This window comes from Novosphingobium sp. Leaf2 (assembly GCF_001421325.1).
Lineage (GTDB): Bacteria > Pseudomonadota > Alphaproteobacteria > Sphingomonadales > Sphingomonadaceae > Novosphingobium.
Window position 1 is genome coordinate 220622 of sequence record NZ_LMJY01000012.1, and the last position, 14736, is coordinate 235357.

Annotated in this window: 12 protein-coding genes; 5 read left to right on the plus strand and 7 right to left on the minus strand. The window is 63.6% G+C overall.

The window, feature by feature from the left end; translation table 11 throughout:
• Positions 1 to 9: 9 nt before the first annotated feature.
• The 6 genes from ASE49_RS07660 to ASE49_RS07685 form a co-directional block, all read right to left on the minus strand.
• Positions 10 to 960 (minus strand): FAD binding domain-containing protein, encoded by a 951-nt coding sequence (locus tag ASE49_RS07660; protein WP_056770066.1) that lies wholly within the window; start codon positions 958 to 960, stop codon positions 10 to 12.
• Positions 957 to 1610 (minus strand): aldehyde dehydrogenase iron-sulfur subunit PaoA, encoded by a 654-nt coding sequence (gene paoA, locus ASE49_RS07665; RefSeq protein ID WP_056770069.1) that lies wholly within the window; start codon positions 1608 to 1610, stop codon positions 957 to 959. Before paoA ends, ASE49_RS07660 begins: the two co-directional genes overlap by 4 nt.
• Positions 1611 to 1819: 209 nt before the next feature.
• Positions 1820 to 3130, minus strand: a complete 1311-nt coding sequence (locus ASE49_RS07670; protein WP_056770959.1) for an MFS family transporter — start codon at positions 3128 to 3130, stop codon at positions 1820 to 1822.
• Between the two features lie 135 nt (positions 3131 to 3265).
• Positions 3266 to 5056: an acyl-CoA dehydrogenase C-terminal domain-containing protein gene (locus ASE49_RS07675; protein ID WP_056770071.1), complete on the minus strand. Its 1791-nt coding sequence runs from the start codon at positions 5054 to 5056 to the stop codon at positions 3266 to 3268.
• A gap of 24 nt (positions 5057 to 5080) precedes the next feature.
• On the minus strand, positions 5081 to 7405 hold the full coding sequence (locus tag ASE49_RS07680) for a 3-hydroxyacyl-CoA dehydrogenase/enoyl-CoA hydratase family protein (protein WP_056770074.1): 2325 nt from the start codon (positions 7403 to 7405) through the stop codon (positions 5081 to 5083).
• The gene (locus ASE49_RS07685) at positions 7402 to 8538 is read right to left on the minus strand and encodes a thiolase family protein (RefSeq protein ID WP_056770077.1); all 1137 of its coding nucleotides are present in this window, start codon (positions 8536 to 8538) and stop codon (positions 7402 to 7404) included. Before ASE49_RS07685 ends, ASE49_RS07680 begins: the two co-directional genes overlap by 4 nt.
• A 217-nt stretch (positions 8539 to 8755) precedes the next feature.
• Between ASE49_RS07685 and ASE49_RS07690 the strand changes: the two genes are divergently transcribed.
• Genes ASE49_RS07690 through ASE49_RS07710 form a run of 5 tightly spaced genes read left to right on the plus strand, consistent with a single transcriptional unit; the run spans position 8756 to position 13546 of the window.
• The gene (locus ASE49_RS07690) at positions 8756 to 9202 is read left to right on the plus strand and encodes a DUF2147 domain-containing protein (RefSeq protein WP_056770080.1); all 447 of its coding nucleotides are present in this window, start codon (positions 8756 to 8758) and stop codon (positions 9200 to 9202) included.
• A 49-nt stretch (positions 9203 to 9251) separates the two neighbouring features.
• Positions 9252 to 10547: an OmpP1/FadL family transporter gene (locus tag ASE49_RS07695; protein ID WP_056770081.1), complete on the plus strand. Its 1296-nt coding sequence runs from the start codon at positions 9252 to 9254 to the stop codon at positions 10545 to 10547.
• Positions 10547 to 12247 (plus strand): long-chain-fatty-acid--CoA ligase, encoded by a 1701-nt coding sequence (locus ASE49_RS07700; RefSeq protein WP_056770084.1) that lies wholly within the window; start codon positions 10547 to 10549, stop codon positions 12245 to 12247. Before ASE49_RS07695 ends, ASE49_RS07700 begins: the two co-directional genes overlap by 1 nt.
• 41 nt (positions 12248 to 12288) lie before the next feature.
• Positions 12289 to 12693 carry a MerR family transcriptional regulator gene (locus ASE49_RS07705; protein WP_056770086.1) on the plus strand — a complete coding sequence of 135 codons (405 nt, stop codon included), beginning with the start codon at positions 12289 to 12291 and terminating at the stop codon, positions 12691 to 12693.
• Entirely contained in the window at positions 12668 to 13546 is an 879-nt protein-coding gene (locus ASE49_RS07710) for an acyl-CoA thioesterase (protein WP_235522877.1), read from the plus strand. Before ASE49_RS07705 ends, ASE49_RS07710 begins: the two co-directional genes overlap by 26 nt.
• Before the next feature lie 275 nt (positions 13547 to 13821).
• Here the strand turns inward: ASE49_RS07710 and ASE49_RS07715 are convergent, their stop codons facing one another.
• The gene (locus ASE49_RS07715) at positions 13822 to 14478 is read right to left on the minus strand and encodes a Crp/Fnr family transcriptional regulator (protein ID WP_200921993.1); all 657 of its coding nucleotides are present in this window, start codon (positions 14476 to 14478) and stop codon (positions 13822 to 13824) included.
• Positions 14479 to 14736 lie beyond the last annotated feature (258 nt).

The window sequence follows — 14736 nt, forward strand, 5'->3', positions numbered from 1 at the left end:
CGGGCTCCCTTAAGCTTTGGCTTCAGCGATGACGGACGCGATGGTGCGCTGCGCCAGGGTCAGCTTGAATGCGTTGTCTTCGCGCGGGGTGGCGCCGGCAAGCAGCCGTTCGGCCACCGCCTTCGATCCCTTGGGAAGGAGAGCGTCAGCTTCCTCCACACGCCAGGGCTTGTGCGCCATGCCGCCCAGCGCCACCGCGCCGGTCCCGTCCCGATTGATTACCGCCGCCACGGAGACGAGCGCGAACGCGTAGGACGCCCGATCGCGCACCTTGCGGTAGATATGCGTGCCACCGCGCGGCTTGGGCAAGGCGACCGAGATGATCATCTCGCCCTTGTCCAGCGCAGTTTCCTTTTGCGGCGTGCTGCCCGGCAGGAGATGGAAGTCTGCGATGGGAATAGCGCGGGTCGTACCGTCCGGGCGGATGGTTTCGACGGACGCGTCCAACACCCGCATGGCGACCGCCATGTCGCTGGGATGTGTGGCGATACACGCGTCGCTAGTGCCGATGACGGCAAGCTGGCGTGAAAAGCCGCCGATTGCGGCGCAGCCTGAGCCCGGCTTGCGCTTGTTGCACGGCATGTTGACGTCGTAGAAATACGGGCAGCGCGTGCGTTGCAGCAGGTTGCCGGCAGTCGTCGCCTTGTTGCGCAGCTGGCCCGAAGCGCCTGCCACGAGGGCACGCGTCAGCACGCCGTAGCTTTTGCGTACGCGCGCGTCGGCCGCCAGATCGGTGTTGCGAACCAAGGCACCGATGCGCAGGCCACCGCCGTCGATGGGCTCGATCTTGTCCATGCCCAGCCCGTTCACGTCGATCAGGTGGGTGGGGGTTTCGATCTCCAGCTTCATCAGGTCGAGCAGATTGGTGCCCCCTGCAATGAACCGGGCGCCCGGCGTTGCTGCCGCCTTTGCCGCAGCGTCCCGCGCGCTCGCGGCGCGCTCATAAGTGAACGGCCTCATGCCTTGACCCCTTCCGCCTTCACACCGGCAACGTCGGCCATGGCCTCTGCAATGTTCGAGTATGCGCCGCAGCGGCAGATGTTGCCGCTCATCCGTTCGCGCATTTCGGTGGTGGTCATCGCCGGCGCCTTGCCGATGTCCTGCGTTACATGGCTGGGGATGCCGGCTCGGATCTCCTCCAGCACCGAAACGGCGGAGCAGATCTGGCCCGGCGTGCAATAGCCGCACTGATAGCCATCGTGCGCCACGAACGCGGCCTGCATCGGGTGCAGATTGTCCGGCGTTCCCAGCCCTTCGATCGTCGTCACCGTGTCACCCTCGTGCATGACGGCGAGCGTCAGGCACGAATTGATGCGGCGACCGTTGACGATGACCGTACAGGCCCCGCACTGCCCATGATCGCAACCCTTCTTGGTGCCGGTAAACTTCAGATGTTCACGCAAGGCGTCGAGCAAGGTTGTGCGCGTATCCAGGTCTAGCGACACCGGCTTGCCGTTCACCTCCATGCGCACAGGCATGTGGGGCGGCGCATTCGCTCCCGCTTGCGCCATCGCCATACCGCCGGGCCCGAGAGAGCCGGCGATCGCTGCGCCTGCTGCACTGGTCTTAAGAACGTCGCGCCGGGAAATGGCTCCGCACCCTTCCGTCATGGTTGTATATCCTTGTGCAAGGAAGGCGAAGCTTGCCCCGCGCCTTCTGCGCACTCCCTTGCCCGGAGTGCGCTGGTCCTCTGTTACGATGAACGGATGTTTGCGCCCAAAGGTTGCCTTGTACCATCCACGCAAATTGCATGCCGCGTTGAGCGCAGTTCATTACCAGCGCCTAATCTATGCATCGTCAGATACAGTATCCCACCGGATTACCGATCCAGCGGATTGTCCCGACGCGTGTCCGGCAGCAGCAGCGCCGCACCCAGCGAGACGATGCACAATGCGGTGACGTACCAGTAAAACGCATGTTCCACGCCCCAGTCCTTGAGGGCGAGCGCCACGCTTTCCGCCGTTCCGCCAAACAGGGCGTTGGCGATGCCGTAGGCAAGGCCAACCCCCAGTGCGCGGACATGGACGGGGAACAGCTCCGCCTTGAACAGCCCGCTGATCGACGTGTAGAAACTGCAGATCGTCAGCCCTGCCATGATGAGCGCAAAGGCCACCAGCGGCTCGCGCGTTGTCGCCAGCGCGGAAAAGATCGGCACCGTGCACACGATGCCGAGCCCCGCGAACAGCAGCATGTTGGTGCGCCGCCCGATCCGGTCGGAGAGCAGGCCCATCAGCGGCTGCTGCACCATGAACAGCACCAGCACCGCCGTCATCATCAGCGTGGCGGCTTGCGCCGTCATCCCTACCGTCAACACCAGATATTTCTGCATGTAGGTGGTGAAGGAATAGAACATCAAGCTGCCGCCCGCGGTCAGCGCGGCGACGACGAGGAACGGGCGCAGCGAATGGCGGAACAATTCGCTCAGGCTGCCGGCCTGCGCGCCGGCCCGATCCGCTTCGCTGGCGGTTTCGTGCATGTGGCGGCGCAGCAGGACGATGGCGCCGGCGGCAACCGCGCCGATCACGAAGCCGATGCGCCAGCCCCACGCCTTCATCCCGGCATCGCCCAGCAGGTGCTGCAGCAGCAGGATCACCAGCGTGGCGCTCAACTGCCCGCCGATCAGGGTGACGTACTGGAAGGATGACCAGAAGCCCCGGCGACGCGGACCGGCGATTTCACTAAGATACGTAGCGGCGGTGCCGTATTGTCCGCCGGTGGAAAAGCCCTGCACCATGCGCCCGGCCAGCAGCAGTGCCGGCGCCAGCGCGCCGATGGTGGCGTAGGTGGGCAGCGCGGCGATCACCAGCGCGCCCGCGCCCATCATCAATACCGAGATGACCATCGCCTTTTGCCGGCCATGCCGGTCCGCATAACGGCCAAAGAACCAGCCGCCGATCGGGCGCATCAGGAACCCCACGGCGAAGATACCGCTGGTAGCCATGACCTGGACCAGCCGGTCGCTCTTGGGAAAGAATTCGGACGAGAAATACAGCGAGGTGAAGGCGTAGACGTAAAAGTCGTACCACTCAATCAGATTGCCCGCAGACCCTGCGAAAATCGCGCGCAGGCGCATCGGGTCAGTGAGGGGCGGCGCGGCGCGCGATGGCTGGATCGCCAGGCTTTCGGACATCGGTTCCCCCATCGCGGCATTGTCGGCAGGGTGCCGGTGCGCACGGGGCACCTTGGAGATTTAGCCTGCGCCTGTCCATCGCGCAGCTTTTAGGGGCGGCGCTGCCAACCCAGCACCGCCCCCTGTATCATGGTATCAGAACGCCGCGTCTTCCAGCGCCATCATCGACGCCTTGCCCGCCTTGATCGCCAGGAAAGCGGTCGTGGCTTGAGGCAGGATACGGTCGAAGTAGAACTGCGCCGTCGCCAGCTTGGCCTTGTAGAACGCAGCTTCGCCAGTGCCGCCGGCAAGCTGATCACGTGCGATGAGCGCGGATTTGGCAAAGCAGAAGGCCATGCCCACAAGGCCCAGCAGCCGCAGATAATCGGTTGCGGCGGCAGCGGCTTCTTCGGGGTCTTTCATGCCCTTTTGCGCGATCGTGCCAGTGGACAACTGCAGCGCACCGAAGGCTTTTTCGAGCGCCTCGATCATCGGCTTGAACTGTGCGTCCGCCTTGTGCGCCTCGATGAACTGAGACACCGGGTGGAAGAAGCTGCGCAGATAGCGGCCCATGTGCGCGGGCAGCTTGCGCCCCACCAGATCGAGCGCTTGGATGCCGTTGGTGCCTTCGTAGATCATCGCGATGCGCGCATCGCGGGCGAACTGCTCCACGCCGCTTTCCGCGATGTAGCCATGGCCGCCGTAGACCTGCACGGCCAGATGCGCGCTTTCATGGCCGAGGTCGGTGAACAGCGCCTTCACCACCGGCGTCATCAGCGCCACGAAATCGGTGGCGCGCTGCTTTACCTCGGGATCTGCGGCGTGCTTTTCCGCATCGAGCGCGCGGCTGACCCAGGCCGAAAGCGCGCGGCAACCTTCGTTGTAGGCCCGCATCGTCATCAACATCCGGCGCACGTCGGGGTGCACGATGATCGGGTCTGCCGGACCGTTCGGGTTCTTGACGCCGGACAGCGAACGGCCCTGCAGCCGGTCCTTGGCATACCACACGGCGGACTGATACGCCGCCTCGCCCACGCCAAGCCCCTGGATGCCCACCGAGACACGCTCGGTGTTCATCATCGTGAACATGGCCTCCATGCCCTTGTTCTCACGGCCCACCAGCCAGCCGGTGGAACCATCGAAGTTGAGCTGGCAGGTGGCCGACGCCTTCAGGCCCATCTTGTGCTCGATCGCGGCGACCGACACCCCGTTGGACGGACCGGGCGTGCCATCGTCCTTGGGCACGTATTTGGGTACCAGGAACAGGCTGATGCCCTTCACCCCGGCCGGCGCATCGGGCATCCGGGCCAGCACCAGGTGAATGATGTTTTCGGCCAGATCGTGCTCACCAGCGGAGATGAAGATCTTCGATCCGGTCAGCTTGTACGAGCCATCGTCCTGCGGCACGGCCTTGGTGCGCAGCATGCCAAGATCGGTGCCGCAGTGCGATTCCGTGAGACACATCGTGCCCGACCATTCGCCGGAGACCATCTTGGGCAGATAGAACCGCTTCAGGTCTTCGTTGGCATAGCCCTCGATCGCAGTCGTCGCGCCGTGAGTAAGGCCCGGATAGAGGCTGAAAGCCAAATTGGCCGAGCAGATCATCTCCTCGGTCATCTTGTTCACCACTTCGGGAAGGCCCTGCCCGCCCCATTCGGGATCAGAAGCCAGCGCGCACCAGCCACCTTCGCGGAACATCGTGTAGGCTTCCTTGAAGCCTGACGGCGTGCGCACCACGCCGTTTTCCAGCGTGCAGCCTTCCACGTCGCCGGAGCGGTTGATCGGCAGCAGCACTTCTTGCGCAACCTTCGCCGCTTCTTCCAGCACCGCATCGACCAGATCGGGCGTGAATTCCTCGAGCGCCGCGATATTGCCGAAACCATCATCGTTGTGCAGTTCGTGGATCACGAACCGCATGTCGCGCAAGGGCGCTTCATAGACCTGCATTTTTAACTCTCCTCGCGGGTTCGTTCAGTTGCGCAGCGGCTTGCCGGTTTCGAGCATGTGTTCGACACGGGCAATCGAGCGCGGTTCACGCACCAGTCGCATAAAGGTTTCCCGCTCCAGCTTGAGCAGTTCCTGTTCACTGACCGTTTCCACCAGATCTGCCTCGCCGCCTGATAGCACGTTAGCCAGCGCATCGGACACCACCATGTCGTAGTCGGTCGCCTTGCCCTGCTTGTGGAAACCCTCGGCGGCCATGCCAAGGCCAACCCGCCCGCTTTCGCCGGGCAGGCGGAACGTGGGCGGCTCAGGCGCCGTGTAACCGTCTACCAGAGCCAGTGCCTTTTCCCGCGCATCATAAAGCAGGCGATCACGGTTCATGGTGATCGCATCGTCGGCGCGCAGGAACAGCATTTCCTTCGCCTGCGCGGCGGACCGGGACACGGACGCGGTGGACACCGTCTCGAATACCTTGGCGACGGCAGGCATCGGCCCCTTGGGCAGGAACTTGTTCTTCTGCCAGCGGTCCAGCAGTTCGCCGTTGCCGCCCCAACCCGGTATCAGGCCAACGCCGCATTCGACCAGGCCGGTGTAAAGCTCGGCGTGGGCCTGGATGGCATCGCAATGGAGCAGGATTTCGCACCCGCCCCCGACGGCCATGCCAGCGGGCGCGCCGACGACCGGGAACGGGGCATACTTCAGGCCCTTGTAAGCCATCTGCCCGCCGGCCACGAGCTTTTCGATCTCGCTATAAGCCGCGATATTGAGCGCAAACAGCGCCAGCCCCAGATTGGCGCCGACCGAGAAATTGTCGGCATCGTTGTAGACCACCAGCGCCTTGTACTTCGCCGCCACGAGGGGGATCGCCTCGACGATCAGCTTCATGACCTCGCCATCCAGCGCGTTCATCTTGCCGGTGAATTCCAGCGCGACGACGCCCTCGCCGATGTCCCACAGCGCGGCGGACGCGTTGCGCAGCAGCGGCTTGGACGCCAGCTTGATATCGGCCAGACGCAGCACACCGTGCGGGCGCACGATATCATGATATTCGCCGTCAAGGCCCAGGAACTGGCGCTTGCCGTCCTCTACCCGGTAGAACGTGCGATCACCGGCGATCTTTAGAATTTCCGGCACCGGCTGGCCTTCGGCCTCAAGCCGCGCGGCAAGCCAGGCCGCGCCCAGCGTGTCGATCATCTCGAACGGGCCGGCCTTCCAGTTGTAGCCTAGCTTCATCGCATCATCGATGGCGACCACGTCTGCGGCTGCCGACGGAACCAGCGCCGCGGCATACGCCAGCGTGCCACCAAGCACCGCCCAGGCATACGCGCCGGTCTGGCCCTTGGCCTCCACCAGCGCGCGCAGGTTGCCCTTGCCCGCCGGACCGGAGGGCGCCGAGGCGCGGATGGTTTCGCGGTATTCGCCGCTGGCAAGGTCAATGGTTTCCTTGCGGCGACCCTGTTCCTTGTTGAGCCGATAGAAACCGCCCTTGCCCTTGCGCCCGGTGTAGCCATCGCGAATCATCTTTTCGATCAACGGATGGGTGCGGGCAATCGCCTGGTACGGATCGTCCTTGGGCAGCGTCGAGGTCAGACTGGCCTGAAGATGCGGCATCAGATCGATGCCCACCAGATCGACCAGCCCGAATATCCCGGTCTTGGGCACGCCCATCGGCTTGCCGGCGATGGCATCGGCCTGCTCCACGGTAAGGCCCAGATCGAACGCGGCGTTGAGGCCAAGCTGTATCCAGTACGTGCCGATGCGATTGGCGATGAAGCCCGGCGTATCGCTGGCATGCACCACCGTCTTGCCCATCGCCACATCGGCGAACTGCTCGACCTTCGCGGCAACGCCGACATCGGTGTCCGGGCCGGTGACGATTTCCAGCAGCCGCATGTAGCGCGGCGGATTGAAGAAGTGAGTGATCAGGAAGTCGCGCTTGAACGCGTCCGAACGCCCTTCGACCAACTGTGCCAAGGGGATGGTGGACGTGTTGGACGATACCGCCGTGCCGTCGCGCTTTACCGCTTCCAGCCGGGCATACAGGCTCTGCTTGATGTCAAGGCGCTCGATCACCGCCTCGATCACCCAGTCACACCCGGCAACCTTGTCGAGGTCATCCTCGATATTGCCGGTTTCGACCAGCTTGGCCGCCGCCTTGCTCATGAACGGGGCAGGCTCGGTCTTGAGCATTTTGGCCACCGCGCCTTCGGCCACCGCGTTGCGGTTGGTGCCGTCCTTGGGCACGATATCGAGCAGCAGCACCGGCACGCCGGCATTGGCGACTTGCGCGGCGATCCCGGCACCCATCGTGCCGGCCCCGATCACGCAGACCTTCTGGATGGACTGGCTCATTCCGCCGCCTCCAGCACGGTGGCGATGCCTTGCCCGCCGCCAATGCACTGGCTGGCGAGCGCATATTTGCCGCCTTCACGCTTCAGCAGAGACGCGGCCTTGCCCACGATGCGGGCGCCGGTAGCGCCCAGCGGGTGGCCGATGGCGATCGCGCCGCCATCGATATTCACCTTGGCGCGATCCAGCCCCAGGTCCTTGATGCAAGCCAGCGCCTGACTGGCGAACGCCTCGTTCAGTTCCACTACGTCAAGATCGGCAGCGGAAATGCCGGCACGCTCCAGCGCCTTTTGGCTCGAAAGGATCGGACCCAGGCCCATCGTCTCAGGGGCGCAGCCGGAAATCGCCACGGACTTGATGCGCGCCAGAATGGGAAGATCGTGCGCGCGGGCGTAATCCTCCGTCGCGATCAGGACCGCGCTCGCACCGTCCGTAAGCGGCGAGGACGTGCCCGCCGTCACCGAACCGTTGGCATCGAACGCGGGCTTGAGCCCGGCGAGCGCCTCCGCCGTGGTTTCCGGGCGGATCGTGCCGTCTTCGCTGACGAGGCCCGCCTTGGTTTCGATCGGGATGATTTCGTCGGTGAGCTTGCCGGCTTCGCGCGCGGCGGCAGCCTTGTGCTGGCTTTCCACCGCCAGCACTTCCTGATCGGCGCGGGCGATCTGGTACTTCGTGGCGACGTTTTCAGCCGTTTCGCCCATGCCCATGTACGCGGCGCTCTTCTTGGCCAGCGCAGGATTGGGCAGCGGATTGAAGCCCATCATCGGCACCCGGCTCATCGATTCCACACCCGCGCACACGAACACTTCGCCCGCGCCGATGGCGATCTGGCCCACGGCAATGTGGATCGCGCTCATCGAGGAACCGCAGAACCGGTTGACGGTCATCCCGCCGACCGACAGCGGCAGGTCTGCCAGCAGGCCGATCAGCCGCGCCACGTTCAGACCCTGCTCGCCTTCCGGGAACGCACAGCCGACAATCACGTCCTCGATGTCGGCGGCATCCACGCCGGTCTTGGCGATCAATCCGCGGATGACTTGCGCCGCAAGGTCATCGGGGCGGACGCGGGCCAGCGCCCCCTTGTTAGCCAGATGAAACGGCGAGCGGGCGTATCCCGCGATCACGACGCTTTGCATGCATTCTCTCCATGGGCGGATCGGACGCGGCAAACCTGCCGAATCCGTTTTCATCCTCGTTCCTCGCGAACGTCTTCCCTAAAGGTGCGAATCTTTCCCTATACGTCAAGTGATTTTTGGGTTATCCCGAGTCTATCGGTTCGGATCGATGCCACCTGCGAAGCCAGGGCATTGGTAAAAATACAGAACCCGGGACGAGAGATGGGAAGGTTGCACAATGCATTTTCTGAAACGGCACAAGTGGGCTCTGGTATCCGCTGCCAGCCTGACCGTACTGGGCATCGGCCCTGCCGTGGCGGCTGACGCCAACACGGTGCTGGGCACATGGCATACGCCGACGAAGAACGGGATCGTCGAGATCGCACGTTGTGGCGCTTCGATCTGCGGACGGCTGATGACGTCGGACCATATCAAGACCAATCCCGATCTCAAGGACACCGCCAACAAGGATACCGCCCAGCGTGGCCGACGCCTCAAGGGTATGCAGATCCTGGGCGGCTTTGCTTACGATAAGAACCAGTGGGCCGGCGGCACCATCTACAATCCGGACGATGGCGGCACCTACAAGGCCACCATAACCATGGCCGGTGCCGATACGCTCAAGCTGAAAGGCTGCATCGTATGGCCCTTGTGCAAGACCCAGACCTGGACGCGCGTACGCTGATTTTTTCAAATCATTTCGACTATAAATGAATACCAAGGGAGAATACCTCATGCATCGCAAGACCGCCCGCCTTCTTCTTGCCAGCGCTGCCAGCGCCATCGCGCTTGGCGCGGCAGGATCGGCGCACGCGCAGGCCTTCTACTTGCAGGAGCAGTCCGTGCGCGGCCAGGGTCGCGCCTTTTCCGGTGAGGCCGCAGACACCGGCGTGGATTCGCTGTGGTGGAACCCGGCCTCGATCGCCGGCATGCAGGGCGGTGAGGCCTCGGTGCGCGCCAGCTACATCCGCCCGCGCGGCGATGTGGTGGACAATGGCACCGTGATCGTGCGGCCCGGCCAGCCTGCCCGTCCGGTCGGCGGCAACGGCGTGTCCAGCAACCCGATCAACAATGGGGTGCTGCCCTCAGGCGCCATCGCCTATGGCTTCGGCAAAGTCGCGGTAGGCCTTTCGCTGACGGCACCCTACTCGTTCACCACCGATTACGACGCGGACAGCTGGGCCCGCTACAGCGCGGACAAGACCAAGCTGCGCACATATGACATCCAGCCCAGCATCGCCATCGAGCTGACCGACTGGTTGCGCGTGGGTGCAGCCGCGAACATCGAACACGCCGATGCCACCTTGAGCAATTATCTCCCCAACCTCTCGCCGCTGCTGGCGGACGGGCATCAGACGCTTTCGGGCAAGGGCTGGGATGTGGGCTGGTCGGCCGGCCTGCAGATGCATGAAGGACCGATCACCGTGGGCCTCGCCTACAAGTCCGCGATCAAGCACAAGCTTGACGGCACGATCACGATCGACGGTCTGCTCGGCCCGCTTGCCGCACAGAACCGCACGCTCAGCACCACCGCGCGCTTCAGCACGCCGTGGCAGGCGATCGCCGGCATCCGCGCGCAAGTCAGCCCTCAGCTCACGCTCAACGCACAAGTCGTGCGCATGGGCTGGAGCGAGTTCGACACGATCGACCTTGGCGCACCGCTGAACACGTCGATCCCGGAGAACTATCGCAACACCTGGACTTATGCAGGCGGCCTTGATTACGCCGTCACCCCGCAGTGGACGGTGCGCGCCGGCGTTCAGCGCGGCCTGACCCCCACCCGCACCGGCGAGCGTGACGCCCGTGTGCCGGACAGCGATCGCTGGAATTTCTCGGCGGGCACCAGCTACGCCTTCCAGAAGTTCACCATCGACGCGGCGGCATCCTACATCAGCTTCAAGGATGCTTCGATCGACCGTATCACTGCGGCCTATGCCGGGACTGCGGCGCAGACGCCGATCATCACCAACGGGAGCCTGCAAAACGCATCGGCTCTGGTCCTCTCGCTCGGTGCACGGGTAGCCTTCTGATGACGTACGCGGCGACGATCGGCGGGGCCTCTCCCGCCCCGACCTCCTCTGTGGCGGAAGAGATGCCGCCGATCGCGCCGCGGTTGCTGACCGACCTGCTCGACCATGCGGTCGCGGCGCATGGCGCCTGGCCCGCGATTGATTTCATGGGCCGGCGCTGGACGTATGGCGAAGTGGGCGAGCAGGCCCGCCGGGCCGCGCGGGGTCTGCAGGATCTTGGCGTCACCAAGGGCATGCGGGTGGGCCTGTGCCTGCCCAACACGCCTTATTACGTGGTGTGCTATTTCGCGATCCTGCGGATCGGCGCGATCGTGGTGAATTTCAACCCGCTCTATACCGAGCGGGAGATGGCCCATCAGGTGACCGATTCCGGTTGCGAGGTGATGATCACCACCGATCTTGCGCTGAGCTTGCCCAAGCTGGAGCCGCTGGTCGGCAAAAGCTGCCTCAGGCGTGTGGTCGTCTGCCCCTTTGCCGATGTCCTGCCCGCGCTAAAGCGGCGCGCCTTCCTGCTGTTCAAGCGCGGCGACATCGCGCACGAGCCCCATGACTTGCGCTACACCCGCTTCGCCAACCTGATCGTGCGCGATGCTGACCCTGATCCGGTAGACGTATCGCCTCACGATGTCGCGGTGCTGCAATACACCGGCGGCACAACCGGCGTGCCCAAGGGCGCGATGCTGACGCACGAGAACCTCGCCGCCAATTCCGCCCAGATGGTCGCGCACGTCGGCCACATGCCCGAACAGCAAGAGCGCACCCTGGGCGTGCTGCCGCTGTTCCACGTCTTCGCGCTGACGACGGTGCTGAACTATTCGGTGGATACCGCCGCCGAAATGATCCTGTTGCCGCGCTTCGAAATGAAGTCGTTCCTGGCCACCGCCAAGCGCACCAAGCCCACGCAGTTCTTCGGTGTTCCCACGCTTTACACCGCGCTCAACGCAAAGCAGCTGCATGGCGAATTTGCAGATGTGCGCGTGTGCATTTCGGGCGGCGCGCCGTTGCCGCTGGAAGTGCGCCGCGCGTTCGAGGAAAAGACCGGCGTGCGCGTGGTCGAAGGCTACGGCTTGTCCGAGGCCAGCCCGATCATCGCATGCAATCCGCTGGAAGGCACGGTGAAGGACAATTCGTGCGGACCGGCATTCCCTGGCACCGCGCTGGAGATCCGCGACCCGTCCGATCCCTACCGGATCTGCAAGCCCGGCGAGAAGGGCGAAGTCTGCGCGCGCGGCCCGCAAATCATGAAGGGCTACTGGAACCGTCCCGAAGATACCGACAAGACCTTCATCTACGGAGCGCTGCGCACCGGCGACATCGGCTATCTGGACGAGGACGGGTATCTGTTCCTGGTAGACCGGATCAAGGACGTGATCCTGTGCGGGGGATACAACGTCTATCCGCGCATCATCGAAGAGGCGCTTTACGAACACCCCATGATCGTGGAAGCTGCCGTGATCGGCATTCCCGACGAATACCGCGGCCAGTCACCCAAGGCGTTCGTCGTGCTGCACCCCGGCGACATTCTGGACGAGGACGCACTTTTGGCATTCCTGAAAGAACGGCTGAACAAGATCGAGTTGCCCTCGTCGATCGAGTTTCGCGAGTCCCTGCCCAAGACCATGGTCGGCAAGCTTTCCAAGAAGGAACTGGTCGCCGAGGAAAACGCGAAGCGCGCCGCCAGCACCGGACCTTCGGCTTGAGCGCCACGGCCCCTGCACCCGATGGTTCGCGATCGTCCGACATGCTCGGCATCCAGGAAGTTGCCAAGCTGCTCGGCGTGACCATGCGGACCTTGCGGTTCTATGAGGATAAAGGCCTGATCGCACCCCAGCGCGTGGGCACAATGCGGATCTATTCCAAGCGCGAAATCGGGCGCATGCAGCTGATCTTGCGCGGCAAGCGGCTGGGGTTTTCGATCAAGGAAATCAGCGAGTTCCTCGACCTTTATGACGTCGATCCCGAACATCAGGAGCAGGTACGCGCGCTGCGCGCCAGCGTAGGGGACCGGATCGCCAGCCTGCGCAAGCAGAAACGCGCGATAGAACAGACGCTCGAAGAACTCATTTCGATAGACCGCCAGGCCCTTGCGTGGCTCGAAGGTTCGCCGGTAAGGCCAGTGGATGACAACGACACCTCCGATGATTGATGCTGCCGCCGCCGTTGCCGAACTGCGTGCCCTTCTGGACGTGGAAGAGATCGACACGCACCTGTATCGCGGCGCCGCTGCCGAAGGCGGATATGGACGCGTCTATGGCGGCCAGGTCGTGGCCCAGGCGCTTGCCGCAGCCGCTCGCAGTGTCGGCGCCAGCCGGCAAGCGCACTCGCTGCACGCCTATTTCCTGCGGGCCGGCGATGCCACGAGGCCCATCGTCTACCGCGTCCTGCCTGATTTCGATGGTGGCAGCTTCGCCAACCGGCGCGTTGTGGCCATGCAGGGCGGCGTCCCGATCCTCAATCTGGCGGCATCGTTTCACCGCGAGGAAAACGGCTTCGCGCATGCTACAGCCGCGCCGGATGTCCCGGCGCCAGACGCGTGTCCGGAACTCACCGCGGCTTTAGCTGCCAATGGGCGACCTTTGCCGCAAGGCATTCTCAACCGGCTGGCGGCGTTTGAAATGCGGGCAGGCCCTCCTGCATCGTTGCGTTCGGAAACGCCCCGGCAATTCGTATGGTTCAGGGTGGTAAAGCCGATGGCGGCGGACGACGTGATGAACCGCGTGGCGCTCGCCTACGCAAGCGATTTCGGCCTGCTGTCCACTGCGATCACACCGCACGCGCCTTCATTTTCGCCGGACATGCAGGTCGCCAGCCTCGATCATGCGCTGTGGTTTCATGCCACACCCAAAGTCGACGAATGGCTGCTGTACACGATGGACAGCCCGTGGTCCGGCCACGCGCGTGGCTTTGCGCGCGGCACGATCTACGATGCTGCCGGAACGCTGATCGCCAGCGTGGCGCAGGAAGGCCTGTGCCGGATGAAGACCCGCGCGCCGACCTGAAATTGCATGCCTAGGCGGCGTGGACAGATTCCGCATCGCCACGACTGGAGGCAAAAGCCGTCAGTTCAAGGAGGTGAGGTGACGGAATATGTCGATATTTCGAGCCAAGCCGACGCGGAAGTGGCGGCTTTTGGTCCAGCCCCTTCGGGGTTTGCCTGTAAAGGGCCCTGGCAGCGTTGCTCCGCATTGAAAGAGGCCCGCTCTTCCTTCGGCATCGCGCCTTGCCGGGGCCCTTTACAGGCAAATCGTGGCGTCGCGGAATCTGTCCACGCCGCCTAGGCCAGCATCGGCTTGTCGATGTGATCGAGATGCAGGTAACTGGCACTGAACAGCGCCACAGACATCAGGCGATCCAGATCGGGCAAAACCAGCTGTCGGTGGCGCAGTTCGACCAGACCGTCGCGCCGCATTTCCTGGATCGTGCGGTTGACGTGCACCTGCGTCAATCCCGTTGCCTCGGCAATGTCGGACTGGGTCAGCGGAAAATCGCACGCTGCGCCCTGCGTCAGGCCCACGGTACGCAGCCGCACGAACATCTCGCAAAACAGATGTGCGATCCGCTCGTAGGCGGTGCGCTGCCCGATGCTGGTCGTCCATTCCCGCTGGATCGCCACGGTAACCAGGCTGATCCACCACAGCGCCTGCGCGATGTTGGGGGACGCCTGGATCATCTCGCGAAAATCCGGTTTCGGTATTTCCGCAAGCCGCACCGGCGTTATCGTCGATATCGAATGATCCATGGTCCTGGGCACGAAGACATTGGGATCGCACAGATCACCTGCTACGAAGAACGTCAGTATCTGACGGCGTCCATCCGCCAGCTGCTTGTAACGCTGCGCCCATCCGTCCAGAACAACATGGACAACGCGGGACTCGTCCCCTTCGCGAACGACATCGTAGCGTGCCGGCAGCACTCTGACACGTTTTTTCAAAACGGTTTCTATGAGATTGCGCTCGGCTTCGGACAGTTTGCCAAACGCGGACAGGTGCAGGGACAACGTTTTTTGTGTTCCGGATGTGAATTTAGTCCGGTTCATTGCTCTGTCTGGCAGGATGCAGCATTTACATGCGTTAATGCACGCTGCGTCCGGTAACTTTTGTACGCAGAGCGGATGGGACCAGGCTCCGCCTAGCGTATGCGCCACTCCGCGCGCCGGTATCGGGGCGACGTATCTGTTGCGTGAGATCGC

Coding starts and splice junctions, on each gene's coding strand:
- ASE49_RS07700 (WP_056770084.1), top strand. CDS start 10,547: ATGACGTACGCGGCGACGATCGGCGGGGCCTCTCCCGCCCCGACCTCC.
- ASE49_RS07690 (WP_056770080.1), top strand. CDS start 8,756: ATGCATTTTCTGAAACGGCACAAGTGGGCTCTGGTATCCGCTGCCAGC.
- ASE49_RS07685 (WP_056770077.1), bottom strand. CDS start 8,538: ATGCAAAGCGTCGTGATCGCGGGATACGCCCGCTCGCCGTTTCATCTG.
- ASE49_RS07660 (WP_056770066.1), bottom strand. CDS start 960: ATGAGGCCGTTCACTTATGAGCGCGCCGCGAGCGCGCGGGACGCTGCG.
- ASE49_RS07670 (WP_056770959.1), bottom strand. CDS start 3,130: ATGTCCGAAAGCCTGGCGATCCAGCCATCGCGCGCCGCGCCGCCCCTC.
- ASE49_RS07710 (WP_235522877.1), top strand. CDS start 12,668: ATGACAACGACACCTCCGATGATTGATGCTGCCGCCGCCGTTGCCGAA.
- paoA (WP_056770069.1), bottom strand. CDS start 1,610: ATGACGGAAGGGTGCGGAGCCATTTCCCGGCGCGACGTTCTTAAGACC.
- ASE49_RS07680 (WP_056770074.1), bottom strand. CDS start 7,405: ATGAGCCAGTCCATCCAGAAGGTCTGCGTGATCGGGGCCGGCACGATG.
- ASE49_RS07675 (WP_056770071.1), bottom strand. CDS start 5,056: ATGCAGGTCTATGAAGCGCCCTTGCGCGACATGCGGTTCGTGATCCAC.
- ASE49_RS07695 (WP_056770081.1), top strand. CDS start 9,252: ATGCATCGCAAGACCGCCCGCCTTCTTCTTGCCAGCGCTGCCAGCGCC.
- ASE49_RS07705 (WP_056770086.1), top strand. CDS start 12,289: ATGCTCGGCATCCAGGAAGTTGCCAAGCTGCTCGGCGTGACCATGCGG.